General features: G+C 65.6%; 14 protein-coding genes and 1 other RNA gene. 9 read left to right on the forward strand and 6 right to left on the reverse strand.

All coding sequences use genetic code 11. The features are described from left to right. Positions 1 to 20: 20 nt before the first annotated feature. The 4 genes from I6F33_RS35160 to I6F33_RS35175 all read left to right on the forward strand — a co-directional run bounded on the left by I6F33_RS35160 (position 21) and on the right by I6F33_RS35175 (position 6266). The gene (locus I6F33_RS35160) at positions 21 to 1337 is read left to right on the forward strand and encodes a UDP-glucose/GDP-mannose dehydrogenase family protein (RefSeq protein WP_225134013.1); all 1317 of its coding nucleotides are present in this window, start codon (positions 21 to 23) and stop codon (positions 1335 to 1337) included. A gap of 118 nt (positions 1338 to 1455) precedes the next feature. Further along, entirely contained in the window at positions 1456 to 3930 is a 2475-nt protein-coding gene (gene hrpB, locus I6F33_RS35165; protein ID WP_225145575.1) for an ATP-dependent helicase HrpB, read from the forward strand. 127 nt (positions 3931 to 4057) lie between these two features. Next, the gene (locus I6F33_RS35170; protein ID WP_225145576.1) at positions 4058 to 4570 is read left to right on the forward strand and encodes a TIGR02281 family clan AA aspartic protease; all 513 of its coding nucleotides are present in this window, start codon (positions 4058 to 4060) and stop codon (positions 4568 to 4570) included. A gap of 196 nt (positions 4571 to 4766) precedes the next feature. Beyond that, positions 4767 to 6266, forward strand: coding sequence for a phosphomannomutase/phosphoglucomutase (locus tag I6F33_RS35175; RefSeq protein ID WP_225145577.1), 1500 nt, complete (start codon positions 4767 to 4769; stop codon positions 6264 to 6266). A gap of 162 nt (positions 6267 to 6428) precedes the next feature. Here I6F33_RS35175 and I6F33_RS35180 read toward each other — a convergent pair whose 3' ends face one another. The 4 genes from I6F33_RS35180 to I6F33_RS35195 all read right to left on the reverse strand — a co-directional run bounded on the left by I6F33_RS35180 (position 6429) and on the right by I6F33_RS35195 (position 9340). After that, a complete protein-coding gene (locus I6F33_RS35180; RefSeq protein WP_025032510.1) occupies positions 6429 to 6938 on the reverse strand; it encodes an Lrp/AsnC family transcriptional regulator in 510 nt (169 codons plus the stop codon). A gap of 97 nt (positions 6939 to 7035) precedes the next feature. Continuing rightward, complete coding sequence (locus I6F33_RS35185; RefSeq protein ID WP_225145578.1) at positions 7036 to 7953, reverse strand: sugar kinase; 918 nt, start codon at positions 7951 to 7953, stop codon at positions 7036 to 7038. A gap of 12 nt (positions 7954 to 7965) precedes the next feature. Then, positions 7966 to 8910, reverse strand: a complete 945-nt coding sequence (gene nudC, locus I6F33_RS35190; RefSeq protein WP_225127009.1) for an NAD(+) diphosphatase — start codon at positions 8908 to 8910, stop codon at positions 7966 to 7968. Positions 8911 to 8920: 10 nt separating this feature from the next. Next, positions 8921 to 9340, reverse strand: coding sequence for an HIT domain-containing protein (locus tag I6F33_RS35195; RefSeq protein WP_036041788.1), 420 nt, complete (start codon positions 9338 to 9340; stop codon positions 8921 to 8923). 199 nt (positions 9341 to 9539) lie between these two features. Between I6F33_RS35195 and ffs the strand changes: the two genes are divergently transcribed. From ffs to I6F33_RS35220, 5 genes are all read left to right on the forward strand, one after another. Next, positions 9540 to 9636, forward strand: an RNA gene (gene ffs / locus I6F33_RS35200) — signal recognition particle sRNA small type. A 95-nt stretch (positions 9637 to 9731) separates the two neighbouring features. Beyond that, a complete protein-coding gene (locus tag I6F33_RS35205) occupies positions 9732 to 11567 on the forward strand; it encodes a DNA polymerase III subunit gamma/tau (protein ID WP_036014106.1) in 1836 nt (611 codons plus the stop codon). A 26-nt stretch (positions 11568 to 11593) separates the two neighbouring features. Further along, entirely contained in the window at positions 11594 to 11914 is a 321-nt protein-coding gene (locus tag I6F33_RS35210) for a YbaB/EbfC family nucleoid-associated protein (protein WP_036014105.1), read from the forward strand. A 1-nt stretch (position 11915) separates the two neighbouring features. Continuing rightward, a complete protein-coding gene (recR, locus tag I6F33_RS35215; protein WP_036026497.1) occupies positions 11916 to 12518 on the forward strand; it encodes a recombination mediator RecR in 603 nt (200 codons plus the stop codon). A gap of 88 nt (positions 12519 to 12606) precedes the next feature. Continuing rightward, entirely contained in the window at positions 12607 to 13041 is a 435-nt protein-coding gene (locus tag I6F33_RS35220) for a hypothetical protein (protein ID WP_036041781.1), read from the forward strand. 134 nt (positions 13042 to 13175) lie between these two features. On the opposite strand, the gene I6F33_RS35225 is transcribed toward I6F33_RS35220, so the two are convergent. Both I6F33_RS35225 and I6F33_RS35230 read right to left on the reverse strand, forming a co-directional pair. Next, entirely contained in the window at positions 13176 to 14537 is a 1362-nt protein-coding gene (locus I6F33_RS35225) for an MFS transporter (RefSeq protein WP_109145456.1), read from the reverse strand. A gap of 195 nt (positions 14538 to 14732) precedes the next feature. Then, a complete protein-coding gene (locus I6F33_RS35230; RefSeq protein WP_225140955.1) occupies positions 14733 to 15035 on the reverse strand; it encodes a GIY-YIG nuclease family protein in 303 nt (100 codons plus the stop codon). Between the last annotated feature and the right edge of the window lie 103 nt (positions 15036 to 15138).

Genomic DNA, 15138 nt, shown 5'->3' on the forward strand with positions numbered 1-15138 from the left:
AAGCTGGAACAGGATTTTTCATGCGAATTGCGATGATCGGCACGGGCTATGTGGGATTGGTGTCCGGCGCCTGCTTTGCGGATTTCGGCCACGACGTCACCTGCGTCGACAAGGACGAGAGGAAGATCGCGGCACTCCATCGCGGCGAGATCCCGATCTACGAGCCTGGCCTCGACGAGCTGGTCGCGAACAACGTGAAAGCCAAGCGGCTCGACTTCACCACCGACCTGAAGCAGCCGGTCGCCGATGCCGATGCCGTGTTCATCGCGGTCGGCACGCCCTCGCGCCGCGGCGACGGACACGCCGACCTGTCTTACGTCTACGCCGCCGCGAAAGAGATCGCGCAGTCGCTTTCCGGCTTCACCGTGGTGGTGACGAAATCGACCGTGCCGGTCGGCACCGGCGACGAGGTCGAGCGCATCATCCGCGAGGCCAATCCCAAGGCCGACGTGGTTGTCGCCTCGAACCCTGAGTTCCTGCGCGAGGGTGCGGCGATCCGCGATTTCAAATTCCCGGATCGCATCGTGGTCGGCACCTCCGACGAGCGCGGCCGCAAGGTGATGGGCGACATCTACCGTCCGCTGTCGCTGAACCAGGCGCCGCTGATGTTCACCGCGCGCCGCACCGCCGAGATGATCAAATACGCCGCCAACGCGTTCCTCGCGACCAAGATCACCTTCATCAACGAGATCGCCGATCTGTCCGAGAAGGCCGGCGCCAACGTTCAGGAGGTCGCGCGCGGCATCGGGCTCGACAACCGCATCGGCACGAAATTCCTGCATGCCGGTCCCGGCTTCGGCGGCTCGTGCTTCCCGAAGGACACGAAGGCTCTGATCAAGATCGCGCAGGACTACGACGTCTCCTTGCGCATCGTCGAATCGGTGCTGGCGGTCAACGAGAACCGCAAGCGCGCGATGGCGCGCAAGGTGAGCCAGGCGCTCGGCGGCAATCTGCGCGGCAAGACCGTTGCGGTGCTCGGCCTCACCTTCAAGCCCGACACCGACGACATGCGCGATGCGCCGTCGATCCCGCTGGTAACAGGCCTGATCGACATGGGCGCGAAGGTGAAGGCGTTCGATCCCGTCGGCATGGAGCAGGCCAAGGGCGAATTGCCCGATATCACCTATTGCGAGGACGCCTATGCCTGCGCGCAAGGCGCCGACGCTCTCGTCATCGTCACCGAATGGGTCCAGTTCCGCGCGCTCGATCTCGACCGGTTGAAGGCGACCATGGCGCAGCCGGTCGTCGTCGACCTCCGCAACATCTACCGCCCCGAAGACATGGAAGCCGCCGGCTTCGTCTACGAGAGCGTCGGTCGTCCGCCAGTGCAGGGCTGATCGTTCCCAGCTCCACATAAATTCGTCATGGCCGGGCTTGTCCCGGCCATCCACGTCTGTTTTCTGGTCGAGGACGTGGATGCCCCGGACAAGCCCGGGCATGACGAGTGGATGGATCTTGCCCCGCAGCTTCGACACGCCCCTCCCGATCGATGCCGTGCTCGACGATTTGTCGCGTACGCTGGAGGCCAGCAACGCCGCAGTGCTGGTGGCCCCTCCCGGCGCCGGCAAGACCACGCGCGTGCCGCTGGCCTTGCTCGATGCGCCCTGGGCCAAGGACAAGAAGATCATCGTGCTGGAGCCGCGCCGCATCGCTGCACGCGCCAGCGCCGACCGCATGGCCAAATCGCTCGGCGAGCGCGCCGGCGAAACCGTCGGCTATCGCGTCCGCTTCGGCTCGAAGATCTCGCGCGCCACACGCATCGAGGTGGTGACCGAGGGCATCTTCACCCGCCAGATCCTCGACGATCCCGAACTAACAGGCGTTGCCGCGATCCTGTTCGACGAATTTCATGAGCGCTCGCTCGACGCCGACATGGGCCTCGCGCTGGCGCGTGATGCGCAAACCGGCTTGCGCGAGGATTTGCGTATCCTGGTGATGTCGGCGACGCTCGACGGTGCGCGGGTGGCAAGGCTGCTCGGCGATGCCCCCGTCGTCGAGAGCGAGGGCCGTGCGTTTCCGGTCGAGACACGCTATCTCGGCCGCAAGGCGGATGCACCGATCGAACGGCAGATGGCGGATGCGATCGCATCTGCGCTGCGCGCCGATAGCGGCTCGGTGCTGGCCTTCCTGCCGGGTGCCGCCGAGATCCGCCGCACGCAGAATTTCCTCTCCGAGCGCGTGCAGGACGCCTCCGTCGAGATCGTGCCGCTGTTCGGCGCGCTCGATGCTGCCGTGCAGGACCGCGCCATCGCGCCGGCTCCCAGAGGCACGCGCAAGGTGGTGCTGGCGACCTCGATCGCGGAGACCTCGCTCACCATCGAGGGCGTGCGCATCGTCGTCGATAGCGGTCTTGCCCGCGTGCCGCGCTATGAGCCCGATATCGGCCTGACCCGGCTCGAGACCGTGCGCGCCTCGCGCGCGGCGGTGGACCAGCGCCGCGGCCGTGCCGGCCGCACCGAGCCCGGCGTCTGCTACCGGCTCTGGGACGAGCCGCAGACCGCATCGCTCGCGCCGTACACCCAGCCGGAAATCCTCAGCGCCGACCTGTCCTCGCTGGTGCTCGATCTGGCGCAATGGGGCGTCAGCGATCCCGCGGCTCTATCGTTCCTCGATCCGCCGCCGCAGCCGGCCTGGAAGGAAGCCAAGAGCCTGCTGAGCGAGCTCAACGCGCTCGACGGCGACGGCCGCATCACCGCCGAAGGCAAGAGTTTGCGTGCGCTGGCGCTGCCGCCTCGGCTGGCGCGCATGATCGTGGATTCGCATCGCGCCGGCGAGGGCCAGGCCGCCGCCGAGATCGCGGCCATCATCACCGAGCGCGGCCTTGGCGGCGACAGCGTCGATCTCGAGCACCGCCGCGACCAGTTCCGCCGCGACCGCTCACCACGCGCGGCAAGCGCGCGCGATCTCGCGCACCGCTGGGCTTCGCAGGTCGCGGCGTCGGAGAAGGTGGCGCAGCAGGAGGATCTGTCGACCGGCCTGATGCTCGCCTATGCGTTCCCGGACCGCGTCGCGCGCAATCGCGGCAATGGCAGCTTCGTGCTGGCCAACGGTCGCGGCGCCTCTGTCGAGCAGACCTCCTCGCTCGCCCGTGCGCCCTACATCGCGATCGGTGAGATGACCGGGACGGCGGCGAGCGGACGCATCCTGCTCGCTGCACAAATCACCGAGGACGAGATCGAGCAACATTTCGCCGAGCATATCGAGACCGCCGACGAGATCTCCTTTGATCGCGGCGCGATGGCGCTGCGGGCGCGGCGCAAGCGCGTGCTGCACGCGATCACTCTGTCTGAGGCAACGCTTTCAGTATCGCCCTCGGAGGAGACCGCGCGCATCTTTGCCGACGGACTGATTGCGGCCGGCCTCGACCGGCTGCCCTGGTCGAAAGCCGCCAAGCAATGGCGCGACCGCGTGATGTTCCTGCGCAAGGCCGAGGGCGACAGCTGGCCCGATTTGTCGGACGACGGTCTGATCGCGCGGCGCAATGATTGGCTGGTGCCGGCGCTCTACGACAAGATCGCGCTCAAGGACATCTCCGCGGGCGATCTCTCCGATGCCCTGATGGCGCTCCTGCCTTGGGAGATGCGCGCGCGGCTCGATCGCGAGGCGCCGACCCATTTCGAGGCGCCTACGGGGAGCGTGCTCGCGATCGACTACGAGGCCGAGCAGGGGCCGACGATCGCGGTCCGGCTGCAGGAACTGTTCGGCCTCAACACCCATCCCTCGATTGCCGCCGGCAAAGTGCCGCTGGTGCTGGAATTGCTCTCGCCGGCCCAGCGGCCGGTGCAGGTGACGCGCGATCTGCCCGGCTTCTGGCGCGGCAGCTACGCCGCCGTCCGCTCCGACCTGCGCGGCCGCTACCCGCGTCACCCCTGGCCCGACGATCCCGCGAGCGCCGTGCCGACAAGGCGGGCGAAGCCGCGCGGGACGTGAGAACTCGCAACCGGCATTAACCCTCCGCTCATCCTTTTCGTCAAAATGACAGGAGCCCCGGCGTGCCTGCGCTCGCCGCCGGCCTCGTCGCGTGATGAAATCGAGCTTTCGGCTCGGAAGTGGTGTGATGCGTAACATTATGATCATCGCGGCCGTTATGATCGGCCTCGGCACCTTCATGGCGCAGATGGCGGACAAGATGAGCTCGGCTTCCGCCACGTCAGTGCCGCGCACGACGGTCGCAGTCGCGGCCACAGCGCCGGCCAGCGGCCGCAGCCTGGCCATTGGACGTGACGGCCGCGGTCATTTCCAGACCGAGGGCCGGATCGACGGCCAGCGCATCGGCTTCATGATCGATACCGGCGCCTCCGTCGTGGCGCTGAACGAGACCTCGGCCGCCCGCTTTGGTCTCCGTCCCTCGCGTGGCGAGTACAACGCCACCGTTTCCACCGCCAACGGCACCATCAAGGCCGCGCGCACCCGAATCGCCATGCTCGACGTCGGCGGTCTCATCGTGCGCGACGTCGATGCCATGGTCCTGCCAGACGAGGCGCTGTCGGAGAACCTGCTTGGCCTCTCCTTTCTGTCCCGCCTGAAGCGTTTTGAGTACGCCAACGGGCAGATGGTGCTGGAGCAGTAGAGGCGCTGCCCGCGCGACCGCGCAGTCGCCAATTTCAAGTAGATGATATCCTTGCTCCGGCCGCCCTCCCGGTAACGTTTCTTCGTTACCAAACTGCCGCAATTATCGGCCATAAGCCTTCATTCCCGCCTTTCGCTGCGGTTTGGCATTCGCTAAGCCTGCAGCAACTCCCGCCCCCTTTCACGAGACCGACTCAATGTTCCCGAAGCCGAAATCCGTATTGTTGCCCAACACCTACGCCTTCGAATCCGAGCCGATGGTGAAGCCGACGGGCTTTCGCGAATACGACGCGCGCTGGTTGTTCCAGAAGGAAATCAACCTGATGGGTGTGCAGGCGCTCGGCATGGGGCTCGGCGCGCTGATCGCCGAGCTCGGCGTCAAACAGGAGATCGTCACCGGCCACGATTTCCGCGGCTACTCGGCCTCGATCAAATACGCGCTGATCTCCGGCCTGATGGCGGCGGGCTGCAAGGTGCACGATATCGGTCTTGCGGTGACGCCGATGGCCTATTTCGCGCAGTTCGATCTCGACGTGCCCGCCGTTGCGATGGTTACGGCCTCCCACAACGACAATGGCTGGACCGGCGTGAAGATGGGCGCCAACCGCCCGCTGACCTTCGGCCCTGACGAGATGACGCGGCTGAAGGAGATCGTTCTCAACGCCGAGTTCAAGAATAAGGCCGGCGGCTCCTACCAATTCCACGAGAATTATCCGGCGCGCTACATCGCCGACCTCACCTCTCGTCCGAAGCTCAAGCGCAAGCTCAAGGTGGTCGCGGCCTGTGGCAACGGCACCGCCGGTGCATTCGCGCCGCAGGTGTTGGAAGCGATCGGCTGCGAGGTGATCCCGCTCGACACCGAGCTCGACCACACCTTCCCGAAATACAACCCGAATCCGGAAGACATGGAGATGCTGCACGCGATCCGCGACGCAGTGCTGCAGCACAAGGCCGATGTCGGCCTCGGTTTCGACGGTGACGGCGACCGCTGCGGCGTGGTCGACAACACCGGTGAGGAGATCTTTGCCGACAAGGTCGGCGTGATGCTGGCGCGCGACATGTCGGCGATTCACAAGGACGCGCAGTTCATCGTCGACGTGAAGTCCACCGGCCTGTTCATCACCGATCCCGTGCTGCAGAAGCAGGGCGCGAAGACCGCCTATTGGAAGACCGGTCATTCCTATATGAAGCGCCGCACCAACGAGACCGGCGCGCTCGCGGGCTTCGAGAAGTCCGGCCACTTCTTCTTCAACAAGCCCTATGGCCGCGGCTATGACGACGGCCTGGTCTCGGCGCTCGCGATCTGCGACATGCTCGACCGCGCGCCCGGCAAGTCGATGGCCGATCTGAAGAACGCGCTGCCGAAGACCTGGTCGTCGCCGACCATGTCGCCGCATTGCGCCGACGAGACCAAATACGGCGTCATCGACAAGGTGGTGAAGCACTTCGAAGGCCTGCAAGCAAAGGGTACGAAGATCGGGGGGCAGGCCATCCGCGATCTCGTCACCGTCAACGGCGTGCGCGTCACGGTCGAGGACGGCAGCTGGGGCCTGGTGCGCGCCTCGTCCAACAAGCCCGAGCTCGTCGTCGTGGTCGAAAGCCCGGTCTCGGAGCAGCGCATGCACGACATGTTCGAGATGGTGAACAGCGTGCTGCGCACGCATCCCGAAGTCGGCGAGTACAATCAGAAGATTTGAGGAGCACCTGAGAGAGGCGCGATCCGTCCCTCTCGCTCCGCTGTCATGCCCCGGCTTGACCGGGGCATCCAGTACCCCGCGGCTTCTCGATTCTATCACCGGCGTCTGGAATACTGGATCGCCCGATTAAATCGGGCGATGACACTTTCCGCGTGGCGCAAATTAAGCCGCCACCACCGCCGGGATCGGCAGCGCCGTCACCGACTTGATCTTTTCCATCGCGAAGCGCGAGGTGACGTTCTTCAGCGGCACGGCGCTGATCAGCTTCTTGTAGAACACGTCATAGGCCTGCATGTCGGCGACCACGACGCGCAGCATGTAATCGACGTCGCCAGCCATGCGATAGAACTCCATCACCTCCGGCATGGCGCTGACGGCCTCGGCGAACCGTTTCAGCCAGGCATCCGAATGATCGGAGCTCTCGACCGACACGAACACGGAGATGCCGAGCCCGATCTTGTTCTGGTCGACGAGCGCGACGCGCTTGATGATCACGCCGTCGGCCTCCAGGCGCTGGATGCGCTTCCAGCAGGGGGTCGAGGACAGGCCGACCCGGTCGCCGATCTCGGCGACGGAAAGGGAGGCGTCTTCCTGGAGCACCATCAGGATCTTGCGGTCGATGGCGTCGAGGCGGCGGCTGGTCTCGGGAATTTGGACGGCGACATCAGTCATTTGAAGAACTTTGTTTCATTTCAGGGGCAGATTTCCCTGATATAGAGAAAATCTTTCCACAGCAAGCCCATAATCTCGGCACTTCCATGGAATCGCTCTACGGACGATCGCGCAAAAACCTTTCAACTTCAACGCGTTGTGGGGCGGCCAGGCCGCCGCCATGGCGGGTGCATTTCAACGCTGCGGCGGCCGTGGCGAATCGCATCGCTTCCCGCAACCCCTTACCCTCAGCGAGGCCGAGCGCGAACGCGCCATGGAAGACGTCGCCAGCGCCGAGCGTATCGACCGCCTGGACCGGGAAGGCTGGTGTTTCCTCCAGCGCGCCCGCCTGGTTCAGCCAGATCGTGCCGCGCGGGCCGCGGGTGGCCGCGAGGAAGGCGGGCGTCAGCTCCGCCAGGCGCTTCAAGGCCGCACCGTCGTCAGCGATGCCGGCCGTCTCCTGCAGCTGGGCGCTGGCGAACAGCAGATGCGAGGCGGCCGTGAGCAGGCCGTCCTGCAGCGCCATCGCGCGGTCGACGCCGACGATGACGGGAATGCCGCGCCGGCGTGCCTCGGCGCAAAGCGAGGTCGCGAACGCCGCGCAGCGGCTTTCGACGAGCACCGCCTGACAATCGGCCAGCAAGGCGTCGGCCTCGGGTAGCCTCACGGTCCACAGCGCGGGATCGCGATAGATGGTGAGCGTCCGCTCGCCGGAGGGCTCGATCATGATCGCCGAGACCGGCGTGCTCAGGCCCGGCATGCGCACGATGTGAGTGTTATCGACGCCCTCCTGCGCCATCTGCGCGAGGATGAAGGCGCTCGACGTCTCCTGCGCATCGCCCATGGGACCTGCGAACGCGACGCGGCCGCCAAGTCGCGCCATCGCGATGGCAGCGTTGAGCGCATTGCCGCCGCAAATCTCGGCGAGATGGCCGGCGTTCGCCTTGCCGCCGCGTTCGGGCAGGGCCTCGACGCGCAGGATGAGGTCGCGCACCGGCATGCCGATGCAGAGGATGCGCGGCGCGATCCCGGCCATCGTCGGCTCGGCTCAGGCGCTGCTCTTGTCGTGCACCCAGCGGCCGAGCAGATGATGGGCGATCGCGAACGGATGCGGGCCGGCAAGCCCGTCGGGATGCGTCCGCGTCAGCATCTTCGCCGCCTCCTCGCGCGTGAACCAGCGCGCGTCTTCCAGCTCCATCCGATCGACGACGATGTCCTCGTTCAGCGCCTGCGCGCTGCAGCCGATCATCAGCGACGACGGATAGGGCCAGGGCTGGGTCATGTAATATTGCACGTCGGTGCAGCGGATCCCGGACTCCTCAAAGATCTCGCGGCGCACCGCGTCCTCGATGGTCTCGGCAGCCTCGACGAAGCCGGCGAGGCAGGAATACATCCCTGCCGGAAACTGCTTCTGCCGGCCGAGCAGGCACTTGTCGCCGGACGCCACCAGCATGATCACGACCGGATCGGTGCGCGGAAAATGCTCGGCCTTGCAACTCGGGCAGTCGCGCTTCCAGCCGCCTTCCTTCATGCTGGTGCGTACGCCGCAATTGGCGCAATAGCCGTGGCGCTGATGCCATCCCACCATCGACTTCGCCATCGCGACGGCCGAGAGCTCCTCGGGCGGGATCGCGCCCTGCATCGCCATGCCGCGCAGCTCGGTCACGGTATAATCCTCGCGGCCGACCAGCTTCTCGGCGGCGGCCTGCGACAGGCCCATGCCGAACACGGCCGCACCGTCGCGAAGCCCGAGGAACACCGTGCCGGGATTGGCGCCGCATTTCAGCGCTTCGTCGATTCCGAGCAGCGCGCGCACCTTGTCGCCCTCGCGCTTTACCAGCAGCGAGTCGCGATAGACCACGTAGGCGCGCGAGGATGGCTTCTGCTCCAGCGCGAACAGCTTTTCGTCGTCGCGGCGCAGATGCGCGGCGCGGTCGAGGACGTTGGTGACGAAGGCCGGCTGCCCCAGCGGAAACGCGTTGAATGCTGACATTATTGTTCTTTCAACCCAACCAGATCTTGCGGCGAAGCGCGCTGATGAAATTCTGAACCTCCGCGGCGTCGTGTGCCAGCGGCGGCATCACGCCCCACACCGGCCGCGGCCAGGCCGCGTCACTGGTGCGGCGCGCGATGATGTGGACGTGCAGCTGCGGCACGAGGTTGCCGAGCGCGGCGATGTTGAGCTTGTCGCATTTGGTGATCTCCTTCAGCGCGCGCGAGACGCGGGAGATCTCGGTCATCAACTGCGCCTGCTGCACCTCGTCGAGATCGATGATCTCGACCGTATCGGCGCGCCGCGGCACCAGCAGCAGCCAGGGATAATGCGCGTCCTTGATGACCAGCACCTTCGACAGCGGCAGATCGCCGATATCGATGGTGTCCTCTTTCAAGCGGGAGTGCAGCGACCAGGCGGGTTCGGGCATGAAGGCTCTCTGGATTGATTCTTACCGTCGCAGAGACCACGCCCCCAGACAACATCCGTATGCGCCGTGGTCCTTATGCGCCGGACCCGGTGGGACAGGCCGAATGAGGGCGAATTCGGCGCCGGAAGTCCTCAAGCGCCGTCGGAACAGCCCCAGACCCCGCTTGCTTTCCGCTCCCTTTGGCCCCAAATAGGGACCGGGAGATTGGCGGTGGACGAGCCACTCGCCAACCGGGTCAGGTCCGGAAGGAAGCAGCCCTAACGAGGTCCGGATCGGGTCGCTCGTCAGTCTCCTACCTGTTTTTCGAGCGAACCAGCGCCGGCGGCACCAGCCGCCAGCGCGCTCCTTTCCGCAAAAGCCGGCCAAGAGACATTTCATTGCGGATCGACCGATGACCGACGCTGGCGCCCCTCCCGATCCCGACAGCGCCGGCCAGGCCGGCAATGCGCCCTACCGGGTGCTGGCGCGCAAATACCGCCCATCCTCGTTCGACGACCTGATCGGCCAGGAGGCCGTGGTCCGTACCGTCTCCAATGCGTTCGAGACCGGCCGCATTCCGCAGGCCTGGATTCTCACCGGCGTCCGCGGGGTCGGTAAGACCACCACCGCGCGCATTCTCGCCCGCGCACTCAACTACGAGATGCCGGATGGATCGGTGAAGGGGCCGACCATCCACATGCCGACGTTGGGAGTTCATTGCCAGGCGATCATGGAAAGCCGGCACATGGACGTGCTGGAGATGGACGCCGCCTCGCATACCGGCGTCGACGATGTCCGCCAGATCAATGACAGCGTGCGTTATGCCCCCGCCAGCGCCCGCTACAAGGTCTACATCATCGACGAAGTCCACATGCTGTCGACGGCGGCGTTCAACGCCTTCCTGAAGACGCTGGAGGAGCCGCCGGAGCACGCCAAGTTCGTGTTCGCGACGACGGAGATCCGCAAGGTTCCGGTCACCGTGCTGTCGCGTTGCCAGCGCTTCGACCTGCGCCGCGTCGAGGCCGACGTGCTGATGAAGCACCTCGCCAGCATTGCGGCGAAGGAAAACGTCGAGATCGAGCCGGAAGCGCTCGGCATCGTTGCGCGCGCCGCGGAGGGCTCGGTGCGCGATTCGCTGTCGCTGCTCGACCAGGCGATCGCGCATGCGGCGGGGCAGGTGAAGGCCGATGCCGTCAGGCAGATGCTGGGCCTTGCCGACCGCACCCGGGTCATCGACCTGTTCGAGTCGCTGGCGCGCGGCGACATCGCGTCCGCCTTCAAGGAGTTCCGCGACCAATACGATGTCGGCGCCGATCCCATCGTCGTGCTCTCGGACCTCGCCGAGTTCGTCAATTTCGTCACCCGTGTGAAGGTCATCCCGGCGACCGCCGACAACGTCGCCTATGGAGAGACCGAGCGGGTGCGCGCCAAGGAGTTCGCCTCCAAGATCTCGATGCGCGTGCTGTCGCGGATGTGGCAGATGCTGCTTAAGGGCATCGCCGAGGTGCAGGCCGCAACGCGTCCCGCAGCCGCGGCCGAAATGGTTCTGGTGCGCATCGCCTATGTCGCCGACCTGCCGACGCCCGACGAAGCGATCAGAATGCTCGAGCAGAACGGCGGCGGCTCGCCGGTCGTGAACGGCGGAAGTAGCGCGCGCAGCGGCGCGCCGGCCGCGCCGGTTGCCTCCGCAGCGCCGATGTCAGCTGCGCCCGTGCGCATGCCGACAGCCTCGGCTCCAGCGTTTGGCGGTGGCGCCCGGCCGCAGATGGCGGCCCCCGCGCCGGATACGCAAGGGGCGGCGCCCCAGCTGCGCATCGCGAGCTTCACCCAGCTGGTTGCGCTCGCAGGGCAGAAGCGCGACATCATGACCAAGAGCGCGCTCGAAGGCGACATGCGCCTCGTCCGTTTCGAGGAGGGGCGGCTGGAAGTCGCGCTCGAGCCCAACGCTTCCAAGACCATGATCTCGGAACTTGCGAAGAAGTTCGAGCTGTGGACCGGCCGTCGCTGGACCGTGATCGTCTCCAACGAGCAGGGCCAACCGACTTTGCGTTCGGTGAACCAAGCGGCCAAGCAGGAGCATGCCCGTACCGCGGAAGCCGATCCGCGCGTGCAGGAGGTGCTGTCGCGCTTCCCCGGCGCCAAGGTCGTCGAGGTCCGCAGGCTTGCTCCCGAGACGCCGGAAACCGATATTAACGCCGACTATGGCAGCGACGATCCGCCCGACGGTTCCGACGGCGACGATCTCTGAACCATTCTTTCCAAGGACACGCACCCATGGCTGATTTTCTCGGCATGATGAAACAGGCGGCGCAGCTGCAATCCAAGATGCAGGAGATGCAGGACCAGCTCGCCAACGTCGAGGTCGAAGGCATCTCCGGCGGCGGTCTCGTCGCCGTGCGCATGACCGCGAAGATGGACGTCAAGAGCATCAAGATCGATCCTTCGCTGATGAAGGCCGAGGAGCGCGAGGTGCTGGAAGACCTGCTCGTCACCGCCCTCGCTGATGCGCGCCGCAAGGCCGAGACCGCCATGCAGGAGAAGATGCAGGCCCTCACCGGCGGGCTCGGCCTGCCGCCGGGGCTGTTCGGCCAATAAGATGGGCGCTGTTGCAGGTCCCGAGATCGAGCGGCTGGTCCAGCTGCTCGCGCGGCTGCCGGGCCTCGGTCCGCGCTCGGCGCGGCGCGCGGCGCTGCATCTGATCAAGAAGCGCGAAGCGCTGATGATGCCGTTGTCGAGCGCCTTGCAGGTGGCGCTGGACAAGGTCCAGGTCTGCAAGACCTGCGGCAACATCGACACGCAAAACCCCTGCACCGTCTGCACCGATCCGAAGCGCGATCCTGCCATCATCGTCGTCGTCGCCGATGTCGCCGACCTCTGGGCGCTGGAGCGCGCCAATGCCACCCAGGGGCGCTATCACGTGCTGGGCGCGACATTGTCGCCGCTCGACGGCGTCGGCCCGCAGGACCTCACCATCGACGCGCTGGTGGCGCGCGCGCATGATTCGCAAGTGCATGAAATCATCCTAGCGCTGAATGCGACGGTGGACGGCCAGACCACGGCGCATTACATCACCGACCTGCTTCAGGACGCCAATGTGAAGGTGACGCGGCTCGCCCACGGGGTTCCCGTCGGCGGCGAGCTTGATTATCTCGATGAAGGTACGCTATCGGCTGCGATGCGGCAGCGCACCCTGTTCTAGAGCGTTTTCGAGCGAAGTGGATACCGGTTCGCGTGAAGAAAACGCGTCAAAACAGGAATCTCCATCCAGACTTTACGGAACGGACGACATGACGAAACTTTTCGCCACGCGATGGGCTTTGGTCGCGACGATGCTGATGCTGGTGACCCCGGCCATCTCCGCGCAGCAGGGCGACGCGGCGCTGCCGCCGTCCAAGCCCGGCAAGCCGATCAACACTGGCGATGTGCTCTCCGGCGAGCTCAACGCGATGAAGGTGCGCGACGTCAAGAACGGCAAGCGCGTCGCGACCTACCAGATCACGTCGGAACCGCGCCGCCTGCCGCCGCCGAACGGGCTCTGCAATCTCGAAACCGGCCCCGAGACGTTCCAGCTCGTCACCTCCAGCGAGGCGCAGGCCGCCCAGCTGAAATCCTTCGTCGGCAAGGAGATCTCCGTGAAGGTGGACGAGGTCGCCTGCGCCAGCGATCCCGGCCAGATGAGCGAGGCCGTGATCACGAAGTGGAGCCTGATCAAGAAGCAGTAGGGGTGGAGTCGTCTCCCCGATTCCGGTGTCATCGCCCGCGAAGGCGGGCGATCCAGTACGCCGCAGCTTCTCGGTCGATCACGACTGTCTCGGAGTACTGGATGCCCCGCCTTCGCGGGGCATGACAGGGGTGCCTACACCCGCACCGGCCCCAGTGCCTCGAAATGCCCGCGCTTCTGCAAGTACGCCAGCAACATCAGGCTCGGGATGGCGACGAGGACGGAGATCGCGAAGAACATCGGCCAGCCCGTCGCTTTCGCCAGATAGCCTGCGCCCGACGACAAATAGGTCCGTCCTACGGCGGCGAGCGCCGTCAGCAGTGCATATTGGGTCGCCGTGTGCAGCGGGTTCTGGCACAGCGCCGAGAGATAGGCGACGAAGATCACGGTGCCGATGGCGTTGCAGAAATTGTCGGAGGTGATCGCCAGCGTCAGCGCCCATTCGTTGACGCCGACAATCGCAAGCCACGAGAACGACAAATTGGACATCGCCTGCACGATGCCGCCGATCCACAGGCTGGTCGCGAGCGAATAGCGTCGGGCCACGAAGCCGCCGGCAAAGCCGCCGGCCAGGGTCGCGATGATGCCGACGCCCTTGACGATCACGGCATAGTCGTTCCGCGTGAAGCCGATATCGATGACGAACGGCACGGTCATGTTGCCGGAGAACGCGTCGGTGAACTTGAACAGCACGACGAAGGCGAGCACGACCCATGCTTCCTTGCGTCGCAGGAATTCCGAGAACGCGCCCAGCGCCGCATGGAACACCCGCGTGAGCGCGCCCTCGTCCTGCGTGGCGGCCTCGGCGCGCGCGGATTGTGCGGGCTCGGTAGCGGCGAGCGCAGTCACCGTGCCGATCAGCACCAGAGCCGCCATCACCACATAGCCCCACATCCAGGCAGCGCCACGAGGGACGATCGCCTCGAAGCCGGTGACGATGAACAGGGCGCCTGCGGTCGATACCAACATGCCGATGCGATAGGCGGCGACATAGGCGGCCATGCCGGCGGCCTGCTCGCTTTCGGGCAGGCTCTCGACGCGGAAAGCATCGACCACGATGTCCTGCGTCGAGGACATCGTCGCGACCAGCAGCGCACCAAGCGCGACCAGCAGCGGCGAACGTGCCGGATCGGTCAGCGCCAACAGCAGAATCGCGCCGATCAGCAGCAGCTGCGAAAACACCAGCCACCCGCGGCGGCGTCCGAAGGCATGCGTGAAGAACGGCACATGCAGCGCATCGACCAGCGGCGCCCACAGGAATTTGAGCGTGTAGGGCGTTCCAACCAGCGCAAACAGCCCGATCGTTCCAAGATCAACCCCGGCCTCGGCCATCCACACCAGCAGCGTCGATCCCGACAGCGCCAGCGGTAGCCCCGAGGAGAAGCCGAGAAACAGCACGATCAGCACCCGCGGCTGCAGGTAAACGGCAAGGCTGTCGCGCCAGGAGGACGAGGCGGCAGAAGCCGCGGCAGGGGAGGTCGCGTCGGGTGCGGTCATGGGGGGCGTGTTAGCAGATTCTGGGGGAAAAGACTCTCGCGGTAGCTGGTGAGACGGGAGAGCTTCCAACACGCTCGGTGTCATCGTCCGCGAAGGCGGACGATCCAGTACTCCGCGGCGTCTCGGTTCAACCACACGGGCTGCGGAATACTGGATGCCCCGCCTTCGCGGGGCATGACATTGAGCATGACGCCATCATGATGGTCCGGCTATCCCAGGATAGAGGTCATCCCAGTTTGGGTTATGCTGCTCGATCAAGCGGACCTTCCAGGCCCTATTCCACTTCTTCAACCGCTTCTCCCGCTTGATCGCATTCTCGGGATCGTCGAACTGCTCGAAGTAGACAAGTCGGGCGACGTCGTACTTTTCCGTGAAGCTTTCGATGACCTTCAACCTGTGCTGCGCCACCCGGCGGATGAGATCGTTCGTCACGCCGATATAGAGCGTGCCGCCAATTCGGCTGGCGAGAATGTACACGTCGTACTGGCGTGGATCCATCTTCGCCTTCCATTCCGCCGTCATCGTCCGCGAAGGCGAGCGATCCAGTAAACACCGGCACGTCGGCTTAACAACGATCGTCACGGCGTACTGGGTGCCCCGC

Source organism: Bradyrhizobium sp. BRP20 (genome assembly GCF_020194215.1).
Taxonomy (GTDB): Bacteria; Pseudomonadota; Alphaproteobacteria; order Rhizobiales; family Xanthobacteraceae; genus Bradyrhizobium; species Bradyrhizobium yuanmingense.

Bases quoted from the DNA above. Each gene is read 5' to 3' on its own strand.
- I6F33_RS35205 (WP_036014106.1), top strand. From the start codon at position 9,732: ATGACCGACGCTGGCGCCCCTCCCGATCCCGACAGCGCCGGCCAGGCC.
- I6F33_RS35230 (WP_225140955.1), bottom strand. From the start codon at position 15,035: ATGGATCCACGCCAGTACGACGTGTACATTCTCGCCAGCCGAATTGGC.
- I6F33_RS35170 (WP_225145576.1), top strand. From the start codon at position 4,058: ATGCGTAACATTATGATCATCGCGGCCGTTATGATCGGCCTCGGCACC.
- I6F33_RS35210 (WP_036014105.1), top strand. From the start codon at position 11,594: ATGGCTGATTTTCTCGGCATGATGAAACAGGCGGCGCAGCTGCAATCC.
- I6F33_RS35195 (WP_036041788.1), bottom strand. From the start codon at position 9,340: ATGCCCGAACCCGCCTGGTCGCTGCACTCCCGCTTGAAAGAGGACACC.
- I6F33_RS35220 (WP_036041781.1), top strand. From the start codon at position 12,607: ATGACGAAACTTTTCGCCACGCGATGGGCTTTGGTCGCGACGATGCTG.
- I6F33_RS35175 (WP_225145577.1), top strand. From the start codon at position 4,767: ATGTTCCCGAAGCCGAAATCCGTATTGTTGCCCAACACCTACGCCTTC.
- I6F33_RS35160 (WP_225134013.1), top strand. From the start codon at position 21: ATGCGAATTGCGATGATCGGCACGGGCTATGTGGGATTGGTGTCCGGC.
- I6F33_RS35180 (WP_025032510.1), bottom strand. From the start codon at position 6,938: ATGACTGATGTCGCCGTCCAAATTCCCGAGACCAGCCGCCGCCTCGAC.
- I6F33_RS35185 (WP_225145578.1), bottom strand. From the start codon at position 7,953: ATGGCCGGGATCGCGCCGCGCATCCTCTGCATCGGCATGCCGGTGCGC.
- I6F33_RS35225 (WP_109145456.1), bottom strand. From the start codon at position 14,537: ATGACCGCACCCGACGCGACCTCCCCTGCCGCGGCTTCTGCCGCCTCG.
- nudC (WP_225127009.1), bottom strand. From the start codon at position 8,910: ATGTCAGCATTCAACGCGTTTCCGCTGGGGCAGCCGGCCTTCGTCACC.
- recR (WP_036026497.1), top strand. From the start codon at position 11,916: ATGGGCGCTGTTGCAGGTCCCGAGATCGAGCGGCTGGTCCAGCTGCTC.